A 26,336-nucleotide genomic window follows, 5' to 3' on the forward strand; every position below is an offset into this window, starting at 1 on the left:
CTACGTAGTTTGTAGGTCTTTCCACCCGGGGGATGGTCGATGGGCGAGCTCGAACACCGGTACCAGGGCGAACACCCGGTGCGCACCCTCGCCTATCTCTACCGGGACCACCGGCGGCGGCTGCTGGGGGCGGTGCTGGCGTTCCTCGTCAAGCACAGCCCCACCTGGCTGCTCCCGCTGGTCACCGCCAACATCGTCAACGTGCTGGTGGAGCGCCGCCCGATCGGCGAGCTCTGGGTCAACGCCGGGGTGCTCTGCCTGCTGCTGATCCTCAACTACCCCTTCCACCTGCTCTACGTGCGCGCCCTCAGCGGCGCCATCCGCCGGGTCGGCACCGGCCTGCGTTCGGCGCTCTGCCGCCGCATGCAGGAACTGTCCATCGGCTACCACTCCCGGGTCAGCGCGGCCGTGCTCCAGACCAAGGTCATCCGGGACGTGGAGGCGGTCGAGCAGATGACCCAGCAGGCGGGCGACATGGGGCTGGCGGCGCTGGTCACCCTGGCCGGCGGCGTCACCGTGATCGCCGTCCGGGTGCCGGCCGCGCTGCCGGTCTTCCTGGTGGTGGTGCCCGCCGCGGCCGTCCTGGTCATGAAGATGCGGGACCGGCTCCGCTCCAACAACGAGAGCTTCCGCCAGGAGGTGGAGCAGCTCTCCTCGCGGGTGACCGAGATGACACACCTCATCCCGATCACCCGCGCCCACGGCCTGGAGAAGGACGCGCTGCACCGCGTCGACGGCACCCTCACCAAGGTGCTCCGCACCGGCCTGCGGCTGGACCTGGTCAACGGCAGGTTCGGCGCGCTGGCCTGGATCCTGCTGAACGTGCTCGGCGTGGCCTGCCTGGCCGGAGCCGCGCTCGTGTCCTACTACGAGGTGTTCGCGCTCACCCCCGGCGACGTGGTCATGCTCAGCACGTTCTTCACCACGCTGACCGCCTCGGTGACCACGCTGATGAGCCTGTCCCCGATCATCGCCAAGGGCCTGGAGTCGGTCCGCTCCATCGGGGAGGTCCTCCAGGAACCCGACCTGGAGCAGAACGCCGGCAAGGACGAGGTGGCGTCCGTGGCCGGCCGCCTGGACTTCGAGGGCGTCTCGTTCGCGTACGACACCGGCCGCCCCGCCGTGACCGACCTGAACCTGAGCGTACGGCCCGGCGAGACGGTCGCGCTGGTCGGCGCGTCCGGCGCGGGCAAGTCCACCGTGCTCAACCTGGTCATCGGCTTCCTGCGGCCGACCGGCGGCCGCATCCTGCTGGACGGGCGCGACATGGAGTCCCTGGACCTGCGCAGCTACCGCAGGTTCGTGTCGGTGGTCCCGCAGGAGTCGATCCTGTTCGAGGGCAGCGTCCGGGAGAACGTCACGTACGGCATGTCCGGCGTGCCCGACGAGGTGGTGCGCCAGGCGCTGCGGGACGCCAACGCCGCCGAGTTCGTGGACCGCCTGCCCGACGGGCTCGGCACCGTGGTGGGGGAGCGCGGCGCGCGCCTGTCCGGCGGGCAGCGGCAGCGGCTGGCCATCGCCCGCGCCCTGATCAGGGATCCCCGGGTGCTCATCCTGGACGAGGCCACCTCCGCGCTCGACACGCGTTCCGAGGCGCTCATCCAGCAGGCGATGGGGCGGCTGGTGGCCGGCCGTACCGTGCTGGTGGTGGCGCACCGGCTGTCCACGATCCGTACGGCCGACCGGATCGTGGTCCTGGACGGGGGCCGGATCGCCGAGATCGGCTCGCACGACGAGCTGCTCCGCTCCGGCGGGGTCTACTCCGACCTGCAGAGCGCCTGACTCTGCAAGCGGCGGTCAAGAGTTGTGCAGGCGGCCGGGTCCATAACTGAGGGGCCGCAGAAGAGCCTCGGGAGCCCCCTCATGAACCGCACTGTGCTCGGCCTGGCAGCGCTCACCGCCGCCTGCCTCGGCCTCGCGCTCGCCGCCGTCCCGGCCGCCGCCGCCCCCGGCCCGGAGACCTGCCGCCAGGGCTTCGTCTGGCGTCAGGCCAAGCCGTCCGACCTGGTCTGCGTGATCCCCGGCAACCGCGACCAGACCGCCCTGGACAACAGCGTCAGGCAGACCCGCTGGACCTCCGGCGCGTACGGCGCGCACACCTGCCTGAGCGGCTACGTCTGGCGCAACGCCTTCGACGGCGACGACGTGTGCGTGCACCCGAAGGTCCGCGACCAGGCGGCGGCCGACAACGCCGCCAGCCCGGCCCGCAAACTGGCCGCCAAACTCTGGGTCTCCCGGTACACCACCCCGGCCAGGATGGGCGACAAGAGCGGCACCGCCGACATCCCCAAACTGAAGATCAACGGCAGCCACTTCAACTACGGCCGCGTCGAGGTGTACGTGCGGTACGGCGGCACCCGCCGGGTCGCGTACAAGGTCGTGCTGAACGCGTCCGCCCACCCGGGGTTCGCGGGGGGCAGCTTCGGGCGCAAGACCGGCCTGTTCGACTGCTCCGGGCCGGGCAAGCCCGCCAACGCGTACGCGCAGGCGCGTGACCTGGTCTCCGGCCGCTGGTCGGCGAAGGTGCCGATCAGAATCGGCTGCGCCGTTCTCTGACATTTCTGCGCGAGGGTCGTTCTCACGGGTTTCACCGGGTAGGCGCATAGAGTGTGCCAAAGGTGAACGAGAGGTGAACGATGTCCGAGCGTGTGAGGATGACGGTCATCGGCCTGCTCTGCGTCCCGTTCCTGGTGCTGGCGGTCCTGGTCGAGACCGTGTTCCCGCCGTTGCGCGACTTCGACCAGCGCGTGGCCGAGAATCTCCACGCGTACGCGGTGAACAACCCGGGATTCGCCGGATTCATGAACTTCTGGACGGAACTGTTCGGCCCGCTCGCCTGGCGCGTGGTGATCGCCCTCACCGCCGTCTGGCTGTACGTGCGCGGCCGGCGCAGACTGGCGGCCTGGGCGGTCGCCACGGTCGTGGCCGGCGGCATGCTCGTCGTGGCCGTCAAGGAACTCGTCGGCAGGGCCAGGCCCGTGCTGCCCGAGCCGGTGGCGTCGGCGACGGGGAACGCGTTCCCGTCAGGTCACGCCCTCAACGCCACCCTGGGCGCGGGCATCCTGCTCGTGCTGTTCCTGCCCGCGCTGAAGGGCGCGGCCAGGACCCTCGCCTGGCTGGCGGCCGGCTTCCTCGCCGTCAGCGTCGGCTTCACCCGGGCCGCCCTCGGCGTGCACTGGGTGAGCGACGTGGTCGCCGGCCTCATCCTCGGGGTGGCCGTGCTCGCGGCCACCTCCGCCGCGTTCGCTATCGACCGACCGGGTGGATCTCCCGCTCGGCCGTCCCCGGAGTCCCGGCGGTCTCGGCCGGCCGGTTCCGCAGAACCGCCGCGCAGTCCTCGATCGCCCCGGTCAGCAGCTCCCTGAGCAGCCGGTCCGGTTCGGTCACGCACGCCTGGGCGATCCCGCGGACCGCCAGCTGGACCGTGTTCGGGGCCGCGTACCTGCGGAAGCCCCGGCGTGAGATGTGCACGCCGCCGCGGAACCCGCGGGCCCAGCGGGCCGCCTCGGGTACCAGGTCGAGCGCCTCGCGGCTGGCGGGCTCCAGGCCCGGCGGCCGGCCCTCCAGCTCGCCGAGCACGTGCTCGGCGGCCAGCACCGACACCGCGAGCGCGAGCTGCCGTTCGGCGGCCACCACGGGCAGGGCGGTCGTCGCGCAGCGCAGCGCGACGGCCACCTCGATCCGCGGGTCGTCGCCGGTGAGCCCGATCACCGACGGGATGAGCGGCGCGAGCAGCTGCCGGTTCTCGTCGGTGGTGTGGTCGTTGACCAGCCGGGCCAGACCGGCCAGCAGCGGATGGGTGCAGGACGGGTGGTCGCTCCACTTCTCCCCGGCCAGGTAGGACGCGAACTCCATGAAGCACGCACCCTTACGCGGATTGCGGTGCTTTCCCTTCGACAACAGCGGAACTGTCGTCGGTGATTGGCCTGATGTGAGTCGTTCGGTGCGATTTCCCATGTGATTTCCCATGCGATTTCGTCCGTGATGTCACTTTCCAGTGTGCGCCTGGATCACGCCGAGCGGAAGGGGCCCTCCAGCGCCGCCCACTGCAGCAGCATGATCGTCTTGGCGTCGGCGATCTCACCGCTCCTGATCATGGCGAGCGCCTCGGCGAAGGGCAGTTCCACGACCTCGATGTCCTCGCCCTCCTCGGCCACCCCCGCCCGGGCCGCCCGGTGCGAATCCGCCCGGTACGGCGCGGCGTAGAAGTGCACCCGCTCCGTCACCGAGCCCGGGCTCATGAACACGTCGAACACGTGCTCCACGGCCCCGATGGTGTAGCCCGTCTCCTCCTCGACCTCGCGGCGGACCGCCGTCTCCGCGTCCTCCGCGTCGAGCAGGCCGCCCGGGGTCTCCAGGAGCATCCCGTCCGGGTGGCCGTTCACGTAGACCGGGTAGCGGAACTGGCGGGTCAGCAGGACCGTGCGCCGCTCCCGGTCGTACAGCAGCATGGTGGCGCCGTTGCCCCGGTCGTAGGCCTCCCGCTCCTCGACCGACCAGTGGCCGTCGGCGTGCCGGTAGTCGAAGGTGGTCTTGGTCAGCACGTACCAGCTGCAGGAGAGCAGCCGCACGTCGCGGACCCGCACCCGCGGGTTGCCCGTCAGATCACGGCCGGCCTGGTCGAGGCCGGTCCGGCCGCGACCGTCCGGAACGTCGATCCCCGGGATTCCGGTGACCTCGGTGGTCATCAGCCGCCGCTCTTGCGGCGGAACGAGCGCTTGCCGCCCGCCGCCCCATGGGTGCCGTGGATCTTCGAGGACCCCTTGCCGCCGCCCTTGGCGTTCCGGTCGGCCTGCGTCTGGCGCTTGCGCTCCAGCGCCTCCCGGAACTTGCGCTTCAGCTCGTCCTCGTCGCCCTCGTCGCCCTCGGCGGCCGCAGCGCTCTCGGCGTCGTCGGCCGGGTCGTCGGCGATGACGGCGCCGTCGGCCGCGTCCGCATCCGGCTCCCGGGTGGGCTCGGTCGTGGTCTCAGACATCGGAACCTCCTGATCACCTAGCCTACCGTGCCGGGTCCAACGAGATTTCAGGTGACCGGCTCGCGCCACTGCGGGATCAGGTGCAGCGGCAGCTGCGGCTCGCGGGCCGGGCGGGTCTCCACGTCGGTGACCGGGGGCACGATCCGGGGGCTGAAGATCTCCTCGACGTACAGCAGGGGCGTGTCGCCGAGCATGATGATGTAACTGCGGCTCGCGCTGGTACGGCTGTCCGCCGCCCACCCGTTGAACCAGCGGGTGCCCGTACGCAGGAGCAGCCGGTGGTGGCCCGGCACGTGCTCGTCCAGGAGCCGCCCGAGCGGCACGTCGCCGCCGTCCACGATGCGGTCGATGACGGGGTGCCGGTCCGGCATCATCACGACGCGGTTCACCGACACCGCGGTGCCGTTGGCCCTGACCAGCTCGGAGTAGCGGACGATGACGGTCTGGTCGGCGGCGATGCGCAGGGGCGCGCGGACCTCGGCGGCCAGCGCCAGGCCGGCCTGGATGTGCTCCTGACGGCCGATCCTGACCCGCAGCTGCTCGCCCAGGAAGGCGGAGAGGATGCGGGTGGTGGAGCCGTCGTGGCCGAGGATCATGCGCGTCAGCGCTTCCGGCGCGATGTTCATATGGGTTGTCCCTTCAGGAGGTGTGAGCGCGGTGGCGCGAAGGGGGGTTTTGCGGAGATTTGTGCTGCGCCTGCTCGTTTATGGCGTGCTGCGAGAGCACGGTGTCGGCCGCCTCGGCCACCCGCCCCGCCGCCTCGTAGAGCGCGATGAGCGACTTGACGGGAACCTGGGGCTGGCTGGGGGGAGTGGGAGGGGAAGGAGGTTCGGGGGCGGGCCGGCGGGGCGGCGTCTCCCGGCGGACGAGCACCGGGACCACCCGCTCGGCGGGTTCCGCGGGCTCGGGCTCCCGGCGGGGCTTCGGCTCCGGCTGTGGGGCCTTCTTGACCCGCGACGGGGCCAGGAACAGTCCGAGCACGCCCGCCACGGCGGCCATCGCCAGGCAGGTCAGCACGCTGGAGCTGTAGCCCGGCATCGGGCCCGACACGATCGGGTTGTCCATCAGCACGGCCGCGCAGGCCACGCCCAGCGCGGCCCCGACCTGCCGGGCCGACTGGCTGGCGCCGCCCGCCGCCGCGTACCGCTCGGGGCCGCCGGACAGCGCGGCCGCCGCCGAGATGGCCGTGCTGAGCGCGCCCAGGCCGAGGCCGAAGACGGCGCTGGAGGGCAGCCAGACCTCCAGCAGCCGGGGCGGCCCGTCCTGCATGCCCTGGGTGATCAGCCACACGCAGGCGACGGTGACCAGCAGTGCCCCCGTGTAGATCACCGGCCGGGGCCCGTGCTTCTTGGTCAGCTGCCCGGAGATCAGGCCGGAGACCAGGACCCCCAGCGAGATCGGGGCCAGCCCGGCGCCCAGCAGCGCCGGATCGTCCGGCCACATGTCCCGCAGGTACATCGGCGCCATCACCAGCATCGGGAAGGCGATCAGGCCGTACAGCACGGAGAGGAGGCCGGCCAGGGCGAACATCGGCGTACGCCACAGGGCCAGCTCGATGGCCGGGACCGGGTGGTGCGCCGACCGCCAGACGGCCGCCAGCAGCAGGACCAGGCCGGCCCCCAGCGCCGCCGCCAGCTGGGCGCTCCAGCCCCAGTTCGGGCTCTGCACGATCGCCCACACGATCACCGACAGCGAGCCCATCAGCAGCACCGTGCCGAACGGGTCGGGCAGCCGGCCGGCCAGCCGCTTGGTGTGCGGCAGCGCCAGCGCGCAGCAGAGCAGGAGCGATCCCACGATCGCGCTCGGCATGAAGTAGGAGCGCCAGCCGAGGCCCTCGCCGAGCCAGCCGCCCGCCGCGTGCATCAGCGCGCCGCTCAGGCCGGGCGCGGCGCTCCACGCGCCGATCGCGGCGGCCCTGCGCTCGTCGGGGAAGGTGGACAGCAGCAGCGCCAGCGAGGACGGCACCATCGCCGCCGTGCCCACGCCCTGCAGCGCCCGCGCCACCAGCAGCAGCGGGAACGCCGTCACCGTGATCGCCAGTACGGCGCCTGCGGTGAACACGCCGAGTCCCAGCACCAGCAGCCGCCGGTGCCCGACCAGGTCGGCGACCCGCCCCGCGGTCGGCAGCAGCGCCGCGTACGGCACCGCGAACGCGGTGATCACCCACTGCAGCTCGGTGCGTTCCAGGCCGATCGCGATGGCCGTGTTGCTCATGACCGGGACGGCGAACGTCGCCCCGATCGAGTCGGTCATGGACAGCGCTATCGCGCCGAGGCACACCAGGAGGGTCAGCGCGGTGCGGCCGCGCTGCGCGGGGAGACCGGTCATGGGGTTCTCCTGTCCGAGCCGCGGGCGCCGGGGAGAGACGCCCGCGTGTCGTGTCTCAAGCGCCGACCGGGACCCGGGCGGCGTGCCCGGTCAGCGTCAACGGGGAGATCGCGGGGATTCGGTTGACCAGCGGGGCGAAGGCGGACACGGTGTCGGCCAGCTCGCGGAGGTCGTCGTGGACCAGCGCCTGGGCGCCGTCGCAGAGCGCCTGCGACGGGCGGGGGTGCACGTCCACGATGATCCCGTCCGCGCCGACCGCGATGGCCGCCCGGGACAGCGGCAGCACCAGGTCGCGGTGGCCGCCGGAGTGCGACGGGTCCACCACCACCGGCAGGTGGGACAGCCGCTGCGCGACCGGCACCGCCGAGATGTCCAGCGTGTTCCTGGTGGCGGTCTCGAAGGTCCTGATGCCGCGCTCGCACAGCACCACCCGCAGGTTGCCCTGCTGGGCGATGTACTCGGCGGCCAGCAGCCAGTCCTCGATCGTGCCGCTCATGCCCCGCTTGAGCAGGACCGGGCGGCCCGACCGGCCGGCCGCGCGCAGCAGCGTGAAGTTCTGCGCGTTGCGGGCGCCGATCTGCAGCATGTCCGCGTACGAGGCGACCAGCTCGACGTCGCGGGCGTCCACCACCTCGGTGACCACCGGCATGCCGGTCTCCGCCCCGACCTCGGCCAGGATCTTCAGCCCGGGTTCGCCGAGCCCCTGGAACGCGTACGGCGAGGTGCGCGGCTTGAACGCGCCGCCGCGCAGGATCACCGCGCCGGCCGCCCTGGCCATCTGGGCGGCCTCCAGGGTCTGCTGCGGCGACTCCACCGCGCACGGCCCGGCGATCATGGTCACCGTGCCGGGCCCGATCGGCACCGGGCCGACCCAGACGGTGGACCGCTCCGCGTGCCCCTCCCGGCTCACCAGCTTGTACGGCGCGGACACCCGCCGCACCTCCGCGACCCCGCGCAGGTCCAGCGAGCCGACCTGGTCGACCGCCCCCGACAGGGCGATGATGGTCCGGCTGACACCCTGGCTGACGAAGGCCTCGCAGCCGCGGGCGGTGACGGCGTCCACGACGGACGCGATGTCCTCGGTGGTGGCCCCTGGGCTCATTGAGATGATCATCGCTGCGCCCGTCGTGCCGGTCCCGGCCACAGGACGCCGCCCTGGTTCTCGATGGCCGCCTCCAGGGCGGACATCAGCTGCATGGTCTGCTGCCTGAGCTCGCGGACCGCCGCCACCATGTCGGGCGAGAGCGTCTCCCCCGGCCGGTCCTGCAGTCCGGCCGCGGCCGTCCGCAGCCGCAGGTGCATCTCGTACGCGATGTCGGCGTCGGCCACCGGGGCCGACAGGGGCGCGGGCCGGGGCGGCGGGATGGGCCGGCCGACGGGGAGCACGGTGCCGGCCTCCTCGGAGGGCAGCCACCCTTGCCATGGCTGTACTCCCACGGGCATCGGGCGGGCGTGCCGGCCCTGGACCGGCCGCTGCCCGGTGACCGCCTCCGGCGGGTCGTCCGCGTACGGGTCGATGGGCGGGGCCTGCCGGGGGACTGCGGCGGTGGGTGCGGTGACCGGGGGCATCGGGTAGGGCGGGGTGGTCACCAGGTGGTCGGGGAAGGCCGGAGGCCGGGGGCGGTCGGGTCCGGTGCCGGGAAACGGGTTGCGGCGCATGCCGCTCCTTCGGGTCAGCGGGCGCGCGGGCCCGCGTTGAACTGGGGTTCGGGGCGGTGCTCGGGTCAGGAACTCGGGGGGAGAGGCTCGGGGGAGAGGCTCCTGGGGCAGGACCGCTGATCCTCACGGATCAATGTTCATGACCTGCTATTTCTTCTCGACGGCGTTCTTGACAAGATTCAATTCTTTGAGTCGGGAGCATAGACAGGCGAACTCCATTCACGCTAGTGCTTCGATGAAAGTTCACATAAATGGCACACGGAGGGCACTGTTCCTGACTCTGGTCAGCTTACTGACAAACCAATTCTGTCAGGGGCCGAGGAGGTATCAGAAATGTTCTTAAGCGACCCTTGACAACCCCGTGTCAAGGGCCTGACCATCACATTGATTGCCTGGCGTGCTCGGGGAGACGGTCACCGCAGGGTGAGTGAGAAGGGCGCCAGGCAGTCGGAAAACTAAATCAGGAACTTATCTAGAGAGCTTTGCGAGTCTTATCTAGAGACGTTACTTCATATTCCCGATGCAATTCCCGCCGAGTAGAACGGTGGCCGCTGTGAACCCTGCCTATCCGTATTCAGAAGCCGACGATCAGGAGCCCGTGCCGACTCCGGTGCGACGCCCTTGGCCGCACCGCAGGACCGTACGGCCGGTGCCCGAGGCCGGTCCGCTGGTGGCGATGATCGGCGGCGGCCAGGCCGACAGGACCGGCCGCGAGCACCTCTTCCGCCGGCTGCACGAGGCCGGGATCCGGGTGCTGGCCGTCGACAGGTCCGCCCCCGCCGCCTGGCAGCGGCCGTACCTGGCCGGGCACAAGTGGGTGCCCGGGATGACCGCGGCCACCCTGTCCCAGGTCGTCGCCGCCCACCCGGAACCCGTCAACGGGGTGATCTGCTGGGAGGACCGGCACTTCGCCGCCGCCGCTGCCGTCGCCGACCGGCTCCGGCTGCCCGGCTTCGGGCGTACGGCCGCCACGGCCAGCCGGGACCGGGCGGTCACCCGTACCCTGCTGGAGTCCTCCGGCTGCACGGTGCCGCGCTCGGCGCTCGCCGTCGACCTGGCCGAGGCCGAGGAGGCGGCGCGGACGCTCGGCTACCCGGTCGTGCTCAAGCCCCGGCTCAAGACCACCGGCTTCCCGGCCCGGCTGGCCGAGGACCACGGCCGGCTGATCACCGGGTTCGCCGCCACCGCCGGCGCCGCCTCGGCCACCCTGGGCGGCCGCCGCGGCGTGCTGGTGGAGCAGCGCCTGGACGGGCAGGAGATCGTCGCCATCTGCCTGACCACCGGCGGGGTCACCCAGCTCGTCAGCATCGTCCGCACCATGGTGGAGTTCACCCCCAGCGCGGCCGACCTCGGCCACCTGGTGGACGCCGCCGACCCGCTCCTCGACGACCAGACCATCCGGCACGCCGCCAACGTGAGCCTGCGGGCCCTCGGCGTACAGGACGGCGCCAGTCAGGTGAGCATGCGGCTCACCCCGGCCGGGCCGTGCGTGATGGCCGTAAACGCCGGGCTGCACGACCTGGTCACCCGGCTGGTCTACCTGGCCACCGGGGCCGACCTGGCCACCGCGGAGACCATGATCGCCTGCGGCGCGCCGCTGACCGTCACGCCGCAGCGCCACCACCGCGTGGCGGCCGTCACGTACCTCAGCGCGCCCGCCCCGGGCAAGGTGTCCCGCCTTGAGCTGGGCGCCCAGCTGAGCGACCACGTCGGCCGCGCCGCCTGGCTCGAACGACTCGTGCTGGACGTCGCGCCCGGCAGCGCGGTGGACCCGTCCCCCGACGGGCACACCGCGCGCATCGGCCTGGCCGTCGTCACCGGCCGCAACCGCAGGGAATGCCACGAACGGCTGGACCGGCTGCGCAGGGCGCTGAAGGTCACCGTCGTCGCGGTCGACGGCTCCACGCCGCCGGCCATGTCGGTATCGGGCTCCCGATAACGACCACGTTCGACCTCTTCCGGGAGAAAAAGGGAATGGTTAGCCGAGCACCGCAGGACCCGACGGAAGCCGCTCCGCCGAAGGCCCCCACCATGCGGTTACCCGCGGCTGAAGACCTCATCTCCGACCACGGGCGGAGCCTCTACGACTACTGTTCCCTCTGGCTCGGCGACAAGCTCGCCACCATCAACGCGGTGCGCAACACCTTCGCGCTGGCGGTGGTGCATCAGGACCTCTACCCCGGGCACGAGCACCTGCGCTCCTGGCTGTACGCCATCGCCAGGGTGCACTGCCTCGCCCAGCCCCACTACGGCGGCTTCACCACCGCCCCCTTCCCCCGCATCGGCGCGCAGAGCGGGCACGACACCGAGCTGACCGCCAACGCGATGGGGGCGCTCGGGCGGCGCGAGCGGGAGGTCCTGGAGCTCATCCACCGGCACGGGCTCTCCATCCCCGCCGTCGGCCTGGTGCTCGGCGTCCCCACCGACGAGGCCGCCCGCCTCGCCCTGGGCGCCCAGGACCTGGTCGAGTCCTTCGTGACCTGCGTACGGCTGGCGCAGACCGGCCGCTCGGTCTGCCAGGCCGGCGAGCCGATCGCGCTGGACTGGCTGGAGTCGCCCCGCCGGGAACTGCGCAGCCGCCTCAAGACGCACGTGGCCACCTGCGCGACGTGCGCCAAGGCGGCCAGCATGACCGTGTCGGTGCCCGCGCTGCTGGCCCGGCTGCCGATCGCCGAACTGGACGACCTCGCCAGGTCCAGGATCGAGCAGCCGGTCCGGCCGGAGAGCGTCGAGATCCGCTGGAGCCAGCACGACTACCCGCTCCAGCCGGACGCGTACGACGTGTTCGACACCCTGTCCGGCTCCTCCGGATCCGCCGGGTCCGGGCTGGACGACGAGCCGGTGCGGCGCCGGGGGCCGTGGGAGCCCGGCGCCCACCCGAACGGCCCCTCCAACGGGCAGTCCAACGGCCAGTCCAATGGCCACTCCAACGGCCACAGCGGCCAGAACGGTCACGCGGATCGGCATGCCAGGAGCTACTCCGACGGGCAGCCGAACGGCCGCTCCAACGGTCACGTGGGCAGGCACGCCACCGGCCACCCGAACGGCCACCCGAACGGTCACGCCGACGCCCGCGGGGACGGCTATCACCACGAGTCCGAGCCGATGTTCCGGGACTCGCGGGGACGGCCGCGCTCGATGCCGCTGAGCGCGCCGGTCTACGAGGACTACTACGCCGACGCCGAAGAGGCCCACCGACCCTCCGGTCCTTCCGCCCCACACCCAACGGAAGACGCCTGGGAGGAGCGTCGCCCTCCCGCCCCCCGCCTGCCGGACGAGGTGCGGGAGGGCCGCGCATCGCAGGAGTGGGACGAGGCCCGTGAAGCCCGCGCATCCCGCGAATGGGACGAAGCCCGGGGAAACCGTGCGCCCGGCGAATGGAACGAAGCCCGGGACGGCCGCGCACCCCGCGAATGGGACGAGGTGCGGGATACCCGCGTACCGCGCTACTGGGACGAAGCGCAGGAAGTTCGCGAACCGCACGAGTGGGACGAGGTGCGGGAGCATCGCGTCCTGCGCGACTGGGACGGGGTACGGGAAGGCGCGTCGCGCGACTGGGACGAGACGCGGGACGGCCGCGCGCCGCGTGGCTGGGACGAGGCGCGCGACGGCCGCGCGCCGCACAGATGGGACGACGGGCGGGAGAGCCGCCTGCCGCGTCCTTGGGACGACGGACGGAACGACGGACGGAACGACGGACGGGACGGCGGACGGGACGGCGGACGGGACGGCGGACGGGACGGCGGACGGGACGGCGGACGGGACGGCGGACGGGACGGCGGGCTTGACGAGCGGGAAGGCCGTGCGCGTCCGTGGGATGACCGGGTCTGGGAGAACCGCCCGGCGCCCCGGCTGCCCGAACGCGCCTGGGACGACGCGACCCCGCTGCGCACCCGCCGCCCGCGCCCGAACGTGCACGGCATCCCGGCCCCGCGCCGTCCCCTCGACGACGCGCTCCCGCCCGGGGAGGAGATCTGGGACCGCCGGATCACCGCCCGGGTGCCGATGCCCCGGGAACGCTCCGACGTCTCCGTGGCGTCGGTGTCATCCGTGGGCTCAGCGGCCAGGGTGACCGTCCGGGCGACCGGAGCCGAGGTGTGGGACGAGGACGCCTCCACCCGGAGCAAACTGGCCAGGCGCGGCTTCCGGGCGCGGGCCAGGCTGCGCCGGGAGGCCAGGGCCGCCAAGGCGGCCAAGACCGGCCGGGAGCGGCCGCGCCGCCTCCGGGCGGTCGCGCTCGGAGCGGCCGCGCTGCTGATCGTGTCGCTGGCGTGGCGCGGGCTGTCGGCCCGGGAGTACTCCGCCTCCGGGGCGACCGCGATCCAGACGAGCGCGGCCGCGCTGCCGGCGGCCGTACCGCAGCTGGCCAAGCCGGTGCCTCCGGTGCCGTCGGCGTCGCCGAGCGCCGAGAAGCGCGGCGCGGCCCCCTCGGCGAAGCCGAAGCCGTCACCGACGCAGCGCCGTACCCAGCCGGTCAGCAAGCCCGTGGTGCGGCCGGCCGTGAAGCCGACTGTGAAGCCCAGTGTGAAGCCCAGTATCAAGAAGGCACCCGTGGTCCGCCCGGTGCTGTCCGTCCGGCCGGAGGCCCTGGAGCTGGCGGACGGCACCGGGTTCGTCACCTTCTCCGTCAACGCGGGGAAGGTCAAGTGGCGGGCCGAGAGCGAGCAGGGGCTGGTGGAGATCAGCCCGCGCTCCGGCACCGTCAAAGCCGGCAAGAAGATCCGCCTGGAGGTCGGCCTCACCGACGAGGGTCTGCTCAACGCGTCCTGCCTGTTCGACTTCGACGACGAACTGGACGTGGAGACCAGCGTGATGGACGTCATCACCATCAGGTGGACCGGCGAGAACAAGGGCGTCAGCACCGGCGGCAGGATCACCCTGACCGTCGCCAGCTGCACGTCCGGCTGAGGCTCGGGCTCCGGGGGCGGGCGGGCGCGCGGCAAGACCGCCCCCGGAGCCCGGAAACACCGGCGACGGGATCACCGGAGCATTTCGGGCCGTGGATCGCGGAGGTTATCTGCGGACGTCGGGCGGATTGATCCCGTGGTCGCGCAGAGCCTTGTACACGGTGGCCTGGGACAGGCCGGTCCTGCGTTCGATCAGCGACAGGTTCTGGGTGCCCGCCCGCCAGCATTCGGCGATCAGCTGGTCCCGCTTGCCGCGCGCGGCCATCTCGGCGTCGGCGGTGTGCGTCAGGATCTCGCTCAACCGGCCGATGCCCTGGAGCAGCCGCAGGTTGACGCCCTGCCGCAGCTGGGTCAGCTCGGCGATCTCCGCCACCGACCGCTCCAGCGCCTCCACCAGCGGCGACGGCGGCGCGTGCCGCCCCCGCCCGGGGTGCCGCTGGTAGCCGTTGCGGCGCGCGGCCAGGATGATGCGCTCCACCTCGGCCTTGGGCAGCCCGCTGGCCCGGCGCAGCGCGGCCGCGTTGGTGGCGCCGCTCTCCCAGCAGGCCACGATCAGCTCGGCCCGCTCCCGATCGGCTCTCGCGATGGCCGCGCCCGCGGCGGTGAGATCAGTCAGCAAGGGCCGCCACTCGGCCAGCCTTCCCGGTTCCGCCGCCCGCCCGGGTCGCCCCAGGCGTTCCGGCTCCGTGGGCTGCCCCACGGGTTCCGGCTCGGACGCCCGCCGGGCGATGATCTGCCGCAGCGTGCCCTGCCGGAGTCCGGAGGCCGCCGCCAGCCGGGCGCTGGCGTTCTCCCCGGCGATCAGGGCGAAGGTCCGTACCAGATCGTTGCGGTCGCGGCGGCAGGCGGCCACCTCGGCGGAGACCTCACGCCACCGGCGGGCCGCCTCGGCGGCCTCGGCCAGCGCCATCACGGCCTCCGGGGACGGCGTCCTGGCGGCCCGCTCGCGCAGCCGCTCACGGCGCAGCTGGGCGGCGTGCCGGGGGCAGCGGCCGAGATCCCTGGCCCGCTCCTGGCAGCCCTCCACGGCGCACGGGCGGCGCTCCCAGCGGGGCGGCACCCGGGTGGGGTCGCCGTAGGCGCGGCGGCGCTGGTAGTGCATGCCGCACAGCTCGCGGCTCCACACCGCCCGCCCGCAGCCCTCGACCGAGCACAGGTGCTGCGCCTCCGGCTGGGTCCGGTCCCGCTGCCGGGTACGGCGCGGCCGCGCGTCCCCCGGGTCGCCCGTCTTGGCCAGCCGCGCGTAGTGCATCCCGCACAGCTTGCGCGCCACGACCGGCTTCTCGCAGCCGTCGATCGAGCAGGGCAGCCCGTGCGCCAGGTAGTGCCCGCGGCACAGCCCCCGTGTGAAGATCTTGAGCTCGCAGCCGTCCTCGCCGCACACCCCGTCGGTGGAGCGCAGCCGCGACGTGGCCTCGCCCGCCCTGCCGGACTTGCGCACGCGCTGCACGTGCAGGCCGCACATGCCGCTGTCGGCGGACGGGCGCTCGCAGCCCTCGATCGAGCAGGGCGCCGCCACGGCGAGCCGCCAGAGGCGGTAATGCGACGTGCAGAGACCACGCCGATGGACCTGGCGGTCGCACTCCGCGGAGCACGTCGAGCGTTTCTCCGGGGCGCCGTAATAATGCTGGGCGCATACGCCGAGGGCCAGGACGGTCCGGCCGCATTCCCGGACGGAACATCCCTTATTCGTCATGAGCGCTGGAGTGGTCATCGGCACTCGTCAATGCGACCTGTCAATTTTTCCCCCGGAGTCCGGCGCGTTCCATGAGCCTGACCTCGTTGACGAGTTGACGGGGTTCGTGCCCGAGATCCCGCAACAGGCAGCAGATATACGCGTGCACCTCGGAATCGAGCGGGCGCGCCTCGTACGCGCGTGAGACGAGGTAATGCACATAAGCCACCGACAGGACGTACGTCCGCCCGGACAGCTCCTCAAGCGAATTCACCTCAGATCCGGGAAGGAACTCCGGCGACCAGTTCCCGCGGACGAACTCGACCAGCTCGGGCCCCATCCCCGGCAGCGGATCGCACAGCCGCGCGTGCGCGTGCGACGAGTACGGGCAGGACGGGATCTCCAGCTGGAAGTCGCCGTCCACCGATTCCGCCCCTTCCAGCCGGTACGGCGACGTGCGGCCGTTGGCCGTGATCGCGTCGGGATCGTTCAGCGGGAAGGCGTCGTCCACGATCTGCGCCACCGTCACCGCCACCGGATGGCCGAGGGTGAGGCCGCGGACCGCGCCGCCGGCCTCCTCCAGCCGGCCGTGCTCGGCCACGTAGGTGGCCAGCGACAGGGCGCGGTGGTACTCCAGGGACTCGATCTCGCGCTCCGCGATCGACTTGGGCAGCACCTCGCGGTAACCGTCGATGATGGCGTCGATCGGGAACAGCCGTCCGTACGTCTCGTCCCGGGAGGCGGTCACCAGCAGCAGGTCGCCGCCGGCCTCGGCCACCGGGTCGAGCGGCGCTCCCCGGGTGATGTTGGCGATCACGCCGGACCGCCCGGCGGCGGCGCACCAGCGCAGCGCGTCGGACTCCGGCAGGGTCAGCCGGGCGAAGGGCAGCAGTCCGTCCAGGAGCGCCCGCGCCTTCCACAGGTCGATCCAGTTGGCTCTGCCGCTCGGCTCGGGACCGGCCCACTGGAGGCTCCGTCCCGCCTGGTCGGCCCGCGCCCTGACCAGCCAGCCGGAGGCGGCGTAGTCGTCGGCGTAGACGAGGTTCCAGATGCTCAGCAGCGGGGACGTGTCCACGGTGAAGCGTGCGGCTTCCTCGCCCTGCCACAGCCGGTGGCCGTTCCAGGTGACGAGGAGATCGCGGAACGCGGCCTTGGTGGGCCGCCGGTACACCCCGTGCATGGGGTGACCGTCCACGACGAAACGGCCCGGCGGGGGCTCGGCGTCAGGCAGTGCCGGGCAGCGAGGATCTGGCGAGACCTCCCAGTCGCCCACGTCAGTGCCTCCTCTTCAGCATTAAGGCAACCTTAAGGCTTGACCGAAATTCAATATTCTGACTAACTCTTTTTCGTCTCCGGCACTTCCCTCGCCAGTTAGAAGCGGCCGGTGCGAGTTGCGGGTGGGTTCAGATGCGCGCCCTGGTGACATGAGGGAAACTCCTGCCTGTCCGGGGAGTTGAACGCTATCCAGAGGCGGTAATCGGAAGGTTGCAACCCAGTCAGCGTTTAGTCATGGCCTGGAGACAGAAAGGCAGTAGTATCTCCACTGCGCTCTTTTCAACGGATTCCCGGTCAATGTCATGTTGATCGGTGCCCACCTCCGAGCGGATTGGGGGCTTGGCGTTGCACTTCCGGATCTTGACCCGGTTGGAAGTGATCCCCGACGAGGGCGGCCCGCTGGCCATTTCGCCGATCAAGAGAAGGGCTCTGTGCGCGCTTCTGCTGGCCGGTGAGCAGGGCCTGTCACCGGGCGAGCTGATGGAGGCCGTCTGGGGCGACGGGTACGCCCGCGACGGATCGCTGAAGACCTGCCTGTCCCAGTTGCGCCGGGTGCTGCCCGGGCGCATCCCCGCGGGTGGCTCGGGCGGATACCGGATCGAGTTCGGCCCCGCCGACACCCTGGACGCCCACCGGTTCCGCGCCCTGGTCGCCGAGAGCGCCGAGGCGGTCCGGCTGGGCGAGCACGAGAGCGCCGTGCGCACGCTGCAGGAGGCCCTGAACCTGTGGGGGCAGGGGGAGCCGCCGCTGGCCGACCTGCCCGATCACACCGCCCGGCTCCGCCTCCTCCGCGACGAGCTGGTCTTCGAGCGCAGGGCCGCCCAGATCGCCCTCTTCCGCGAGCGCATCCACCTCGGCGAGCACCGCGACGTGCTGGGCGACCTGCGCCGGGGCATCGCCGAGGACCCCTTCTCCGAGCAGCTGCACGCCCTGCTCATGACGGCTTTGTACCGTTCCGGATACCGGGCGGAGGCGCTCCGGCACTTCGACGCGGTCAGCACCCTCCTGCTCCGCGAGGCCGGCAGCGGCCCCGGCCAGGCGCTGCGCCAGCTCAGGGACGCCATCGACGTGGACGACGAGGCCGCCGAGGCCGCCCAGGCCCTGGTCCTGGACGCCAGGACGCCCGCCCCCGCCGCCCCGCCCGCGCCGGCGGCCCCGCCGCCCCCGCCGCTCGCCCAGCTCCCGCCGGACGTGATCGACTTCACCGGCCGGGAGGACGAGGTGGCCCGGGTGGCCGCGTTCCTGACCCCCGGCCCCGACGTGACCGGCGTGCCCATCGCGTCCCTGATCGGCCCGCCGGGCGTGGGCAAGTCCGCCCTGGCCATCCACATCGCGCACCGGCTGCGGGCCGCCTTCCCCGACGGCCAGATCTACATCCACCTGGCCGGCATGTCCGCGCACCCGCGCGAGGCCGCCGAGGTCCTCGGCGAGCTGCTGGCCTTCATGGGCGCCTCGGCCGAGAGCCTGCCCGCCAGCACGGGGGAGCGGGCCGCGCTGTTCCGTTCCATGCTGGCCGGCCGCCGGGTGCTGGTCGTGATCGACGACGCCGCGGGCGCCGAGCACGTCCAGCCCTTCCTCCCCGGTACGGCGGGCTGCGCCGTGATCGTCACGTCCCGGGCGTACCTCACGGGCGGGGCCGGTATCCGTCCCTTTCGGCTGGACCCGCTGCAGCGCGAGGAGGCCCTGCGCCTGCTCGAGGAGATCATCGGCCGGGACAGGGTCGCCGCGGAGCCGGAGGCCGCCGACGAGGTGATGGCCGCCTGCGGCGGCTTCCCGCTGGCCGTACGGATCGCGGGGGCGCGGCTGTCGGCCCAGCCCAACTGGCCGATCGCGTACTTCGCGGGGCGGCTCAGCGACCGGCTGCGCGCGCTGCGGGCCAACGAGATGACCGTCAGCGCCAGCATCGCCGACAGCTACGACGCCCTGCCGGGGCCCGCCAGGCAGGCCTTCCGGGTGCTGGCGCTGGCCGGGCCCGGCGACTTCCCGGTCTGGCTGATCGCCATGCTGCTGGGCACCCTGGAGGCCGAGGAACTGCTGGAGACGCTGTCGGACCGCAGCCTGCTGGTGACCGTCAGCGCCGGCACCGCGGGGCCGCCCCGCTACCGGCAGCACGACCTGCTCAGGGACTACGCCGAGGCCCAGCTGCTGGACCACGTGAGCGAGCGCGACCTGGCCGTGGAGCGGCTGCTGCTCGGCTGGCTGGAGCTGATCGACCGGGCCGACGCCCGTCTCCCGGGGGAGCCGCACTTTCCCCGCCCGGCCCGCCTGAACGTGGAGCTGTTCGCCCCCGACGAGGCGCGGCACCTGATCGACGCCAACCCGGGCGGCTGGTTCATCGCCGAGTGCGCGAACATCCTGGCCGCGATCCGGCTGGCCTGCGACGAACGCCGCTACCGCCTGGCGTACGGCCTGGCCCTGCGGCTGTCGTCGTTCCTGTGCCACCAGAGCCGGCACCGCGAGGCCGAGGACATGTGGGAGCGGGTCATGACCGCCGCCGCGGCCGAGGAGGACACCCGGCTGGCCGCCGAGGCCCGGCTGCGGCTGGCCGCCGTGGTCGCCAGGCAGCCCGGCGACGAACTGCGCTCGATCCGCATGCTGGGCTCCTGCCTGGACGCCTTCGAGCAGGTCAAGAACGCCGAAGGGGTGGCCAGGTCGCTCGCCTGGCGGGCCCTGGTGGGCCACCGGCAGGGCGCCCTCGACGCGGCCGTGGGCGACGCCGAGCGCGGCCTCAAGCTGGCCCGCGAGGTCGAGGACGGCCCCGCCGAGGTGGCCTGCCTGCGGGTGCTCGGCCTGGTCGCCTCCGCCGAGGGCCGCCACGACGAGGCCGTACGGCTCTGCGAACCGGCCCTGGCCAGGGCCGAGAAGATCGCCAGGGAGACCGGCGAGCGCGTCTACGAGTGCCTCGCCCTGGACACCCTGATCACCCTGCGGCTCGCCGCGGGCCACCGCGAGCAGGCCCTCCAGCTGTGCGACCACGGCCGGGCGCTGGGCCAGGAGACCGGCGACCTCCCGGCCGAGGCGGCCTTCGAGGAGCTCGCCGGGGACGCTCTGGCGGCGCTGGACCGGCCGGAGGAGGCGATCGCCCGCTACACCCGCGCGGCGGGCCTGTTCGAGATCGCGGCCGACGACCGGCGGGCGCCCCTCTGCCGGGTCAGGATCGCCGCCGTGCACGCGGCTCAGGGCGCCGTGGAGGAGGCCAGGAAGCTGGCCGAGCAGTCCGCCGTGGACCTGGAGAACCTGGGGTTCCAGGTAGACGCGGAGGCGGCGCGCCGGGCCGCCCAGGGCTGGTAATCACGTACATCCGGAATTGCGGATTCGGCCCATCCGTAAGCGGAAAAATTCTTCCCTCGGAATTATCGGCTATGTCGGGCATGTAGTCATATACTCGCGACGGTCAAGGCACGTTCATGTCGTTCGCGGGGAAACTCCGGATGACATGGCTACATGATCCACACCTGACGTGAATAGCGCGGGTTGCTATGGTTGATCGGTGAAAGTGATCAAACGCTAGCTAATGGGCACCGGCGAGGGTGACTACATGAAGCGGCAGAACGTCTTCGACCATGACTGTCCGAACGCCTCCAGGATCTATGATCATCTACTCGGTGGGAGCGACAACCATGCTCCTGATCGGGTCGCGGCCGAGGAGCTCCTCAAGGTCGCGCCCGACGCCGCCGACGTCGCGGTGGGGAACCGGGCGTTCCTCAAGCGCGCCGTGAACTACCTCGCCGAGCGTGGGATCCGGCAGTTCCTCGACATCGGCAGTGGCCTCCCGACCAGGGAGAACACCCATCAGATGGCCCAGGCGGCGGCGCCGGGGGCCCGGGTCGTGTACGTCGACAACGACCCCATCGTCTTCGCCCACATCCAGGCGATCCTGTCCGACGGCAACACGGTGGCCACCAGTGGCGACATGCGCGCGACCGAAAAGATCCTGGCCGACCCCCGCCTGAACGAAATGATCAGTTTCGACGGGCCGGTCGGCGTGATCCTCACTTCTGTCCTGCACTATGTCTCCGACGCTGACGATCCGCATGACATCGTCGGGCGCATTATGCGCGCGATGCCGCCGGGAAGTTATTTGGTCCTATCTCACAGCAAACACGGGGATGCGGCCAGCCAAGAAGACGAAGAGCGAATTCTCGAAATATATAACCGCACCAATAAACCGCTTTATCCGCGAGACCGGGCTGAGATTGTTCAGTTTTTCGACGGGCTCGACATTCTTTCCCCCGGGGTGGTCCCGGTGCAGGACTGGCACCCCAACGGGGACGCTCGCGACGCGTCGGCGCCCGATTACGTCCCCGGCCACATCCTGGGTGGAGTCGCGGTCAAGCCTCACTGACGGGGCACCGCGCTCTCGCCTACGCGACGGATGTAGGTGATCATCAGCAGCGCCCCCGACTGGCGGTACTCGACCTTGTCACCAGGGCGGAACCCGGCCAGGGGGCGCTTGAGCGGGCGCAGCAGCCGGCGGCTGGACGCGTTCCGGGTCTCGACCGAGTACTGCACGGGGATGCCCGCCTTGCCGTAGAGCAGGTACTCCGCCGTACAGCCCAGCTCGGCGGCCAGCGCGGCCGTCACCTCGGGTGAGGGGACACGCCTTCCCGTCTCGATGAGAGAGATGTAACTGTCGTTCACATGCGCGCGCCGCGCCAGTCGATCCTGGGTCAGGCCCGCCTCCTTGCGCAGTTGGCGGAGGCGGTCACCCAGGGCCTCGGACACTGTCACTTGACAAGCCTTTCGACCCGGAGTCAATTGACGACATGTTTACATGCGGGCCCCCTGAATGGGTAGACCCATTTTTCCGCATAGGGTCAAGTTCTATAGAGAACTTGAATGCCCGGGATATTGAGCGGGAATTGCATTTCAGTTTGCCGCGTCCGGTAGTTAGCCCGGGAAATATAACTGGGCGGGCGATGACCTGCGGAATCGGCGGGCGCCGATAGGGGCGGGCCGTTTCCTCCCGGTCCCGGGCCGTCACGGCCCGCCACGCCGCGGTCGCGCCGTGGGAACGTTCCGAAGCCGCTCCCGGTTACGCGGAGCTATGCCCATTCGGTAGGTTTCTGGCGGCCGCGATCAGGAACTGGAGGCTCTCGGCGGGGGGCAGGGCCGCCGCCCGGATGCGCGTGTAAAGGGTCTCGTAGCGGGTCGCGGCGTCAGGTTCGGTCAGGACGAGATCGTCCGTGACGGTGTCCACGGCCACCACGGTGGGGTCCCCCGGGTCGGCGAAGGTGTAGATCGAGAAGGCCGAGCGCGGCAGGCTGTAGCCGTCGATGACGGCGTCGATCGGGAGCACCCGCAATGTGATTTTCGGGTCCCCGTTGACGGTAGCCGCAAGGTGATAAAGCTGTTGCTGAACGACTTCCAGCGGCGCCGCGCGGCGGCGTACGGCGACCTCGTCGACGATCACTTCGTAGGTCGGGCCCCCCGGGCGGCGCAGCATTCGCTGGCGGCCCAGGCGTGCCTCGGCGGCCTTGTCGGGCTTGTAACCCTCCGCGCCGTCGCGGCGGTCGGTGTCGGCGCGGGCCCGGGTGAACTCGGCGGTCTGCAGCAGGCCGGGCAGGAAGGTCATCTGGAACTCGCGGATCGTCTCCGCGCCCGCCTCCAGGTCGGCGAAGAGGGCCTGCCGCTCGCCCATCGCCTTGTTCGACTCCCACCAGCCGCGCTCCCCGGCCTCCCGGGCGATGGTGATGATCTGGGTCCACCGGTCGCCGGTCACGCCCAGCTCCTCCAGGATGGCCATGATGTCGGCGAGGTCGACGACGTGGCCGTTCTCCAGGCGGGAGATCTGGGCGCGCGGCAGGCCGATGCGCTTGGCGAGCTGCTCGTGGGTGAGCTGGGCGCTGACCCGCAGGTGCCGCAGCTCGGTGGCCAGTCGCAGCCGCCGTACGTAGGGACTGATCATCGGGACCTCCGTCTACGGCACCCTGGCCACTCCGCTGTGGCCGGTGATCGCGCCGGGGGGCGCGTCGTCCTGGTCGGGCCGCCACTGGTGCCACTGGGTCAGCCCCGGCTCGACCAGCTCCAGGCCGTCGAAGAACCGTTCGACTTCCTCCCGGGAGCGTAGCCGCTGCCCGGTGGCCACGTGCTGGTTGTAGCGCTTGGACGCCTCGCCCTGGGTGGCCGGGAGCAGGTCGCTGGCCGGATGCGAGATCACCAGATAGCTGCCGGGGGCCGCGGCCGCCACCAGCCGGCCCACGATCCCGTACGGGTCGTCCTCGTCCATGATGTGGTGCATGACGCCGAAGAGCAGGAGCGCCACCGGCTCGGCGAAGTCGATCGTGCGGCCCGCCTCGCGGAGCAGCTTCTCCGTGTCGCGCAGGTCCCCGTTGATGTAGTCGGTGGCGCCCTCGGGGGTGGTCTTCAGCAGCTCGTGCGCGTGCGCCAGCACGATGGGGTCGTTGTCCACGTAGACCACCCGGGCGCCGGGGGCGACCGCCTGGGCGACCTCGTGGGTGTTGTTCTCGTTCGGGATGCCCGTGCCGATGTCCAGGAACTGCCGTACGCCCATGTCGGCGGCCAGCCATCGGACGACCCGGACCAGGAACGCCCGGTTGGCCCGCACGCTGTAGCGCAGGCCCGGGCGGGCGGCGAGCACGGCGTCGCCGGCGGCCCGGTCGGCGGCGAAGTTGGTGGTGCCACCCAGCCAGTAGTCGTACACCCGGGCCGAGTGGGCCGTCGTGGTGTCGATCCGGATGGGCTCTGACTCGTGGCTGTCAGACACCTGTTCGGCCCCTGTCTGTCCGTCCGGGTGGATATCTCCGGATTCGATACGGTCCGAGGTTCTTGATCGTGCCGAGTATCCATCCGTATCGCGTGCCGGGGCAAGGCCGATGGGACGTCCGGTTCAGGCGTGCACGGCCGCATTCTGAACATGCGACACTTTTGTACAGTCCAGAATTGGCCGTTGTCCGGAAGACGGTTCATGAACCAGAACAGCAAGTTCACCAACTGGCGCAAGTCCAGCCTCTCCAGTGGCGGGGACAACTGTGTCGAGGTCGCCAGCACCGGCGGCCCCGGCGGCGTTGTCGGCGTGCGCGACTCCAAGCAGCAAGGGCGTGGCCCGGTCCTGTCGTTCACCCCGTCCGAATGGCGGGCGTTCATCGACGCCGTGAAGGCCGGGGAATTCGACCTGAGCTGAGCGCTCCTCCAGCGGTTTTTCCAATTTTGTCTGTTTTCCACGAAGAGCCGGAACCCCCGGCTCTTCGTCGGTTTCTGGGCCGTGGTCATCTTGCGTCGGTGCTGGAAACCGATAGATACTTAGGACGTTCCGCACATTTGGATTGTCCAGCCGCGCGTATGCCCGGGAGATCGACGTGTGAGAGGGACCGTGTGAGAGGGACGGAGTCCGCGCTCGCCTCGCCGCTCATGAGCCTCGCGGAGACCGGCATGGACCGGGCCGCATCGATCGCCACGTGGCCGCTGGCCGAGGGAGCGCGCGCCGTGGTGCGCAGCCGCGACCTGATCCGCGGCGTCCTGACCGGCCTCGGGCTGGGCCATGAAGCCGTCGACGACGGCGTGGTGATGGTCTCGGAACTGGTCACCAACGCGCTCAGGCACGCTTTCGGGCCGTTCGAGCTGCGTCTGTACCGCAGTCCGCCCGTGGTGGTGTGCGAGGTGGTGGACGGATCGGAGACGCTGCCGGCGATTCCGGGGCCGGGGGCCGTGCATCTGACGCTGGAGCAGATCGACGCCATCCCCGACGCGCTGCTGCTGGAGTCGGGACGGGGTCTCGACGTGGTGCACCGGCTTTCCCGGGGGTGGTGCGGGGCGTACCCGACCAAGATCTCCACCAGGAACCGGGTCACCGGCGGCAAGGCCGTCGCGTTCGCCCTGCCGCTTCCCGCCGGGGAGCCGGACCGGCGCTAGCCGATCCGGGCTCTCGGACCCTCGAACCCGCAGACCTCAGATGAGGGGCGGGGGCTCCCAGTCCTCCGGGTCCAGGTCCGGGTCGTCCAGCGAGTCGTCGTTCATGGCGATCGTGTACAGACCGGCCAGGCGGCCGATCACATGGTCCGCCGAGTAGCCCTCGTCGATCAGGTCCCAGGCGTCGCCCGTGGACGGCGCGGACGTGCTCTCTTCGCCCTGCCTGCTCTGGGCCGCGATCGTCTCTTGCTCGATTTCCGGCATTTTGGTCACCCGATCGGATCGGTGCGGGTCACCTCGGAGGTGACGGATCTGGTCAGTCCGGAATCAGCGGCTGTCCCGGTGATCGTCACGGCGGTAGCCGTACGCACCGGGAGCGTTCCCGCCGTCGCGCGCCCGCTCCTGGCCATATCGGAATAGTGCCCAGAAATCGCCTCGGCGATGCGGCTGGGGACCGGGATCCGCGGGGGAAACGGGAACGCTCCTGTGGCGTGCCTTCGGAACCGGACCATCGGCGTCACATCCTTCTGATCACATTCGCGGGGGCCGTCCATCAGTAGGGCGGGACATTCCGTTCCATCCTGTGTCACCAACCGGCCGCGCACGCGTTACCGGTGTGTCAGGGTATGAAGATGTCCGATTTTGTCAGGCTGCCCCGGTCTGTCCAGGAGGCGATCGACGCCGAGCGCGCCGGGACCCGACTGCGTTATCTGTGCTTCTGGGGGCATCGGCCCGCCCGGGACGGCGGCGTCGGCGCGGGCTGCCTGAGCCAGTGGTGGCCGGCCCGCTTCACCGAGTGCGGCCACCTCTTCCGTACGGCCGAGCACTACATGATGTCCCACAAGGCCTGGCTCTTCGGTGACGAGGCCACCGCGGCCCAGGTGCTGGACGCGGCCACGCCGGGGGAGGCCAAGGCGCTCGGGCGTCAGGTCCGCGGTTTCGACGACGAGGTCTGGACCGCCCACCGCTACCCGATCGTCGTACGGGCGAGCGTCGCCAAGTTCGGGCAGAACCCCGACCTGAAGGAGTACCTGCTGGCCTCCCGCGACCGTGTCCTGGTCGAGGCCAGCCCGCTGGACCGCGTCTGGGGCATCGGCCTGGCCGCCGACGACCCCGCCGCCGCCTCACCCGCCACCTGGCGGGGACTCAACCTGCTCGGCTTCGCCCTGATGGACGCCCGCGACGCCCTTCAGTGAACCCCGGCCAGTTGCTCGGCCAGCTCGCGGGAGAGCGGATCCAGCGCGCGCGTGACCTCGGGGTGCCCGGCCAGCGCCGCGGCCACCACCCGGTCGTTCTCCAGCAGGTACGCCAGGTGCCGCAGCGCGTGCGCGACCACGTTGTCCAGGTGGATGTGCTCGGGGGCGGGCGTCTCGGGGGCGGCGCCCGTGGCCAGCCGCAGGGATTCCAGTTCGGTGGCGGGAAGAAGTGGCCACGGGTCCGGGCACACGACGTAGGTCAGGATGATCTGCCCTTGCGGCCGGTAGCGCCAGCTGGTGGAGTGGACCACCGTGAAGGCGTCGCCGGCGGGCACACCGGCGCTGCGCCGTGCCGCCTGGTCAGGGGATTCACCGCCGAGGCGGGCGGTCAGGCGGCGGTAGCGCCAGACTCCGGCGGCATCGACACGCACTGGCAGCACCTCGACGCTGAC

At 71.5% G+C, this 26,336-nt stretch carries 24 protein-coding genes; 10 read left to right on the forward strand and 14 right to left on the reverse strand.

The window, feature by feature from the left end; all coding sequences use genetic code 11:
- Nucleotides 1-39: 39 nt before the first annotated feature.
- The 3 genes from Aph01nite_RS23790 (at nucleotide 40) to Aph01nite_RS23800 (ending at nucleotide 3,365) form a co-directional block, all read left to right on the forward strand.
- Nucleotides 40-1,782: an ABC transporter ATP-binding protein gene (locus tag Aph01nite_RS23790; RefSeq protein ID WP_204043182.1), complete on the forward strand. Its 1,743-nt coding sequence runs from the start codon at nucleotides 40-42 to the stop codon at nucleotides 1,780-1,782.
- Nucleotides 1,783-1,863: 81 nt separating this feature from the next.
- Nucleotides 1,864-2,556 (forward strand): hypothetical protein, encoded by a 693-nt coding sequence (locus tag Aph01nite_RS23795; RefSeq protein WP_204043183.1) that lies wholly within the window; start codon nucleotides 1,864-1,866, stop codon nucleotides 2,554-2,556.
- Nucleotides 2,557-2,636: 80 nt separating this feature from the next.
- Entirely contained in the window at nucleotides 2,637-3,365 is a 729-nt protein-coding gene (locus tag Aph01nite_RS23800) for a phosphatase PAP2 family protein (RefSeq protein WP_204043184.1), read from the forward strand.
- On the opposite strand, the gene Aph01nite_RS23805 is transcribed toward Aph01nite_RS23800, so the two are convergent.
- From Aph01nite_RS23805 to Aph01nite_RS23835, 7 genes are all read right to left on the reverse strand, one after another.
- Nucleotides 3,247-3,855 (reverse strand): hypothetical protein, encoded by a 609-nt coding sequence (locus tag Aph01nite_RS23805; protein WP_204043185.1) that lies wholly within the window; start codon nucleotides 3,853-3,855, stop codon nucleotides 3,247-3,249. The two genes, Aph01nite_RS23800 and Aph01nite_RS23805, sit on opposite strands and share 119 nt — an antisense overlap.
- Before the next feature lie 155 nt (nucleotides 3,856-4,010).
- Complete coding sequence (locus Aph01nite_RS23810; protein ID WP_204043186.1) at nucleotides 4,011-4,688, reverse strand: NUDIX domain-containing protein; 678 nt, start codon at nucleotides 4,686-4,688, stop codon at nucleotides 4,011-4,013.
- Nucleotides 4,688-4,975: a DUF5302 domain-containing protein gene (locus Aph01nite_RS23815; protein ID WP_204043187.1), complete on the reverse strand. Its 288-nt coding sequence runs from the start codon at nucleotides 4,973-4,975 to the stop codon at nucleotides 4,688-4,690. The genes Aph01nite_RS23810 and Aph01nite_RS23815 overlap by 1 nt, the downstream gene beginning before the upstream one ends.
- A gap of 47 nt (nucleotides 4,976-5,022) precedes the next feature.
- Nucleotides 5,023-5,601: a chorismate--pyruvate lyase family protein gene (locus tag Aph01nite_RS23820; protein WP_204043188.1), complete on the reverse strand. Its 579-nt coding sequence runs from the start codon at nucleotides 5,599-5,601 to the stop codon at nucleotides 5,023-5,025.
- A gap of 13 nt (nucleotides 5,602-5,614) precedes the next feature.
- Nucleotides 5,615-7,303, reverse strand: coding sequence for an MFS transporter (locus Aph01nite_RS23825; protein WP_204043189.1), 1,689 nt, complete (start codon nucleotides 7,301-7,303; stop codon nucleotides 5,615-5,617).
- Nucleotides 7,304-7,358: 55 nt separating this feature from the next.
- Complete coding sequence (aroF, locus tag Aph01nite_RS23830) at nucleotides 7,359-8,417, reverse strand: 3-deoxy-7-phosphoheptulonate synthase (RefSeq protein ID WP_204043190.1); 1,059 nt, start codon at nucleotides 8,415-8,417, stop codon at nucleotides 7,359-7,361.
- A complete protein-coding gene (locus Aph01nite_RS23835; RefSeq protein WP_204043191.1) occupies nucleotides 8,414-8,962 on the reverse strand; it encodes a hypothetical protein in 549 nt (182 codons plus the stop codon). The genes aroF and Aph01nite_RS23835 overlap by 4 nt, the downstream gene beginning before the upstream one ends.
- A gap of 598 nt (nucleotides 8,963-9,560) precedes the next feature.
- On the opposite strand from Aph01nite_RS23835, the gene Aph01nite_RS23840 reads away from it, so the two are divergent.
- Nucleotides 9,561-10,901, forward strand: a complete 1,341-nt coding sequence (locus tag Aph01nite_RS23840) for an ATP-binding protein (protein ID WP_204043192.1) — start codon at nucleotides 9,561-9,563, stop codon at nucleotides 10,899-10,901.
- Between the two features lie 35 nt (nucleotides 10,902-10,936).
- Nucleotides 10,937-13,870 carry a hypothetical protein gene (locus tag Aph01nite_RS23845; protein ID WP_204043193.1) on the forward strand — a complete coding sequence of 978 codons (2,934 nt, stop codon included), beginning with the start codon at nucleotides 10,937-10,939 and terminating at the stop codon, nucleotides 13,868-13,870.
- A 105-nt stretch (nucleotides 13,871-13,975) separates the two neighbouring features.
- On the opposite strand, the gene Aph01nite_RS23850 is transcribed toward Aph01nite_RS23845, so the two are convergent.
- Both Aph01nite_RS23850 and Aph01nite_RS23855 read right to left on the reverse strand, forming a co-directional pair.
- On the reverse strand, nucleotides 13,976-15,583 hold the full coding sequence (locus Aph01nite_RS23850; RefSeq protein WP_204043194.1) for a hypothetical protein: 1,608 nt from the start codon (nucleotides 15,581-15,583) through the stop codon (nucleotides 13,976-13,978).
- 22 nt (nucleotides 15,584-15,605) lie between these two features.
- Complete coding sequence (locus Aph01nite_RS23855) at nucleotides 15,606-16,817, reverse strand: hypothetical protein (protein ID WP_204043195.1); 1,212 nt, start codon at nucleotides 16,815-16,817, stop codon at nucleotides 15,606-15,608.
- A 362-nt stretch (nucleotides 16,818-17,179) separates the two neighbouring features.
- Here Aph01nite_RS23855 and Aph01nite_RS23860 point away from each other — a divergent pair, with 362 nt between their 5' ends.
- The gene (locus Aph01nite_RS23860) at nucleotides 17,180-20,110 is read left to right on the forward strand and encodes an AfsR/SARP family transcriptional regulator (protein WP_204043196.1); all 2,931 of its coding nucleotides are present in this window, start codon (nucleotides 17,180-17,182) and stop codon (nucleotides 20,108-20,110) included.
- 247 nt (nucleotides 20,111-20,357) lie between these two features.
- Nucleotides 20,358-21,164 carry an SAM-dependent methyltransferase gene (locus Aph01nite_RS23865; protein ID WP_204043197.1) on the forward strand — a complete coding sequence of 269 codons (807 nt, stop codon included), beginning with the start codon at nucleotides 20,358-20,360 and terminating at the stop codon, nucleotides 21,162-21,164.
- On the opposite strand, the gene Aph01nite_RS23870 is transcribed toward Aph01nite_RS23865, so the two are convergent.
- The 3 genes from Aph01nite_RS23870 to Aph01nite_RS23880 all read right to left on the reverse strand — a co-directional run bounded on the left by Aph01nite_RS23870 (nucleotide 21,158) and on the right by Aph01nite_RS23880 (nucleotide 23,546).
- Entirely contained in the window at nucleotides 21,158-21,550 is a 393-nt protein-coding gene (locus Aph01nite_RS23870) for a helix-turn-helix domain-containing protein (RefSeq protein WP_204043198.1), read from the reverse strand. The genes Aph01nite_RS23865 and Aph01nite_RS23870 overlap by 7 nt on opposite strands.
- Before the next feature lie 304 nt (nucleotides 21,551-21,854).
- A complete protein-coding gene (locus Aph01nite_RS23875; protein ID WP_204043199.1) occupies nucleotides 21,855-22,727 on the reverse strand; it encodes a helix-turn-helix domain-containing protein in 873 nt (290 codons plus the stop codon).
- A 12-nt stretch (nucleotides 22,728-22,739) separates the two neighbouring features.
- Nucleotides 22,740-23,546: an SAM-dependent methyltransferase gene (locus tag Aph01nite_RS23880; RefSeq protein ID WP_204043200.1), complete on the reverse strand. Its 807-nt coding sequence runs from the start codon at nucleotides 23,544-23,546 to the stop codon at nucleotides 22,740-22,742.
- A gap of 183 nt (nucleotides 23,547-23,729) precedes the next feature.
- On the opposite strand from Aph01nite_RS23880, the gene Aph01nite_RS23885 reads away from it, so the two are divergent.
- Together Aph01nite_RS23885 and Aph01nite_RS23890 are read left to right on the forward strand one after the other, a co-directional pair.
- On the forward strand, nucleotides 23,730-23,963 hold the full coding sequence (locus Aph01nite_RS23885) for a DUF397 domain-containing protein (protein WP_307836796.1): 234 nt from the start codon (nucleotides 23,730-23,732) through the stop codon (nucleotides 23,961-23,963).
- 191 nt (nucleotides 23,964-24,154) lie between these two features.
- The gene (locus tag Aph01nite_RS23890; RefSeq protein WP_204043201.1) at nucleotides 24,155-24,691 is read left to right on the forward strand and encodes an ATP-binding protein; all 537 of its coding nucleotides are present in this window, start codon (nucleotides 24,155-24,157) and stop codon (nucleotides 24,689-24,691) included.
- Nucleotides 24,692-24,727: 36 nt separating this feature from the next.
- Here the strand turns inward: Aph01nite_RS23890 and Aph01nite_RS23895 are convergent, their stop codons facing one another.
- Entirely contained in the window at nucleotides 24,728-24,952 is a 225-nt protein-coding gene (locus tag Aph01nite_RS23895) for a hypothetical protein (RefSeq protein ID WP_204043202.1), read from the reverse strand.
- A 368-nt stretch (nucleotides 24,953-25,320) separates the two neighbouring features.
- Here Aph01nite_RS23895 and ybiA point away from each other — a divergent pair, with 368 nt between their 5' ends.
- Nucleotides 25,321-25,884, forward strand: coding sequence for a riboflavin biosynthesis intermediates N-glycosidase (ybiA, locus tag Aph01nite_RS23900; RefSeq protein ID WP_204043203.1), 564 nt, complete (start codon nucleotides 25,321-25,323; stop codon nucleotides 25,882-25,884).
- On the opposite strand, the gene Aph01nite_RS23905 is transcribed toward ybiA, so the two are convergent.
- Nucleotides 25,878-26,315 (reverse strand): hypothetical protein, encoded by a 438-nt coding sequence (locus Aph01nite_RS23905; RefSeq protein WP_204043204.1) that lies wholly within the window; start codon nucleotides 26,313-26,315, stop codon nucleotides 25,878-25,880. The two genes, ybiA and Aph01nite_RS23905, sit on opposite strands and share 7 nt — an antisense overlap.
- Nucleotides 26,316-26,336: the final 21 nt, after the last annotated feature.

It is taken from the genome of Acrocarpospora phusangensis (genome assembly GCF_016862995.1).
GTDB classification, from domain to species: domain Bacteria; phylum Actinomycetota; class Actinomycetes; order Streptosporangiales; family Streptosporangiaceae; genus Acrocarpospora; species Acrocarpospora phusangensis.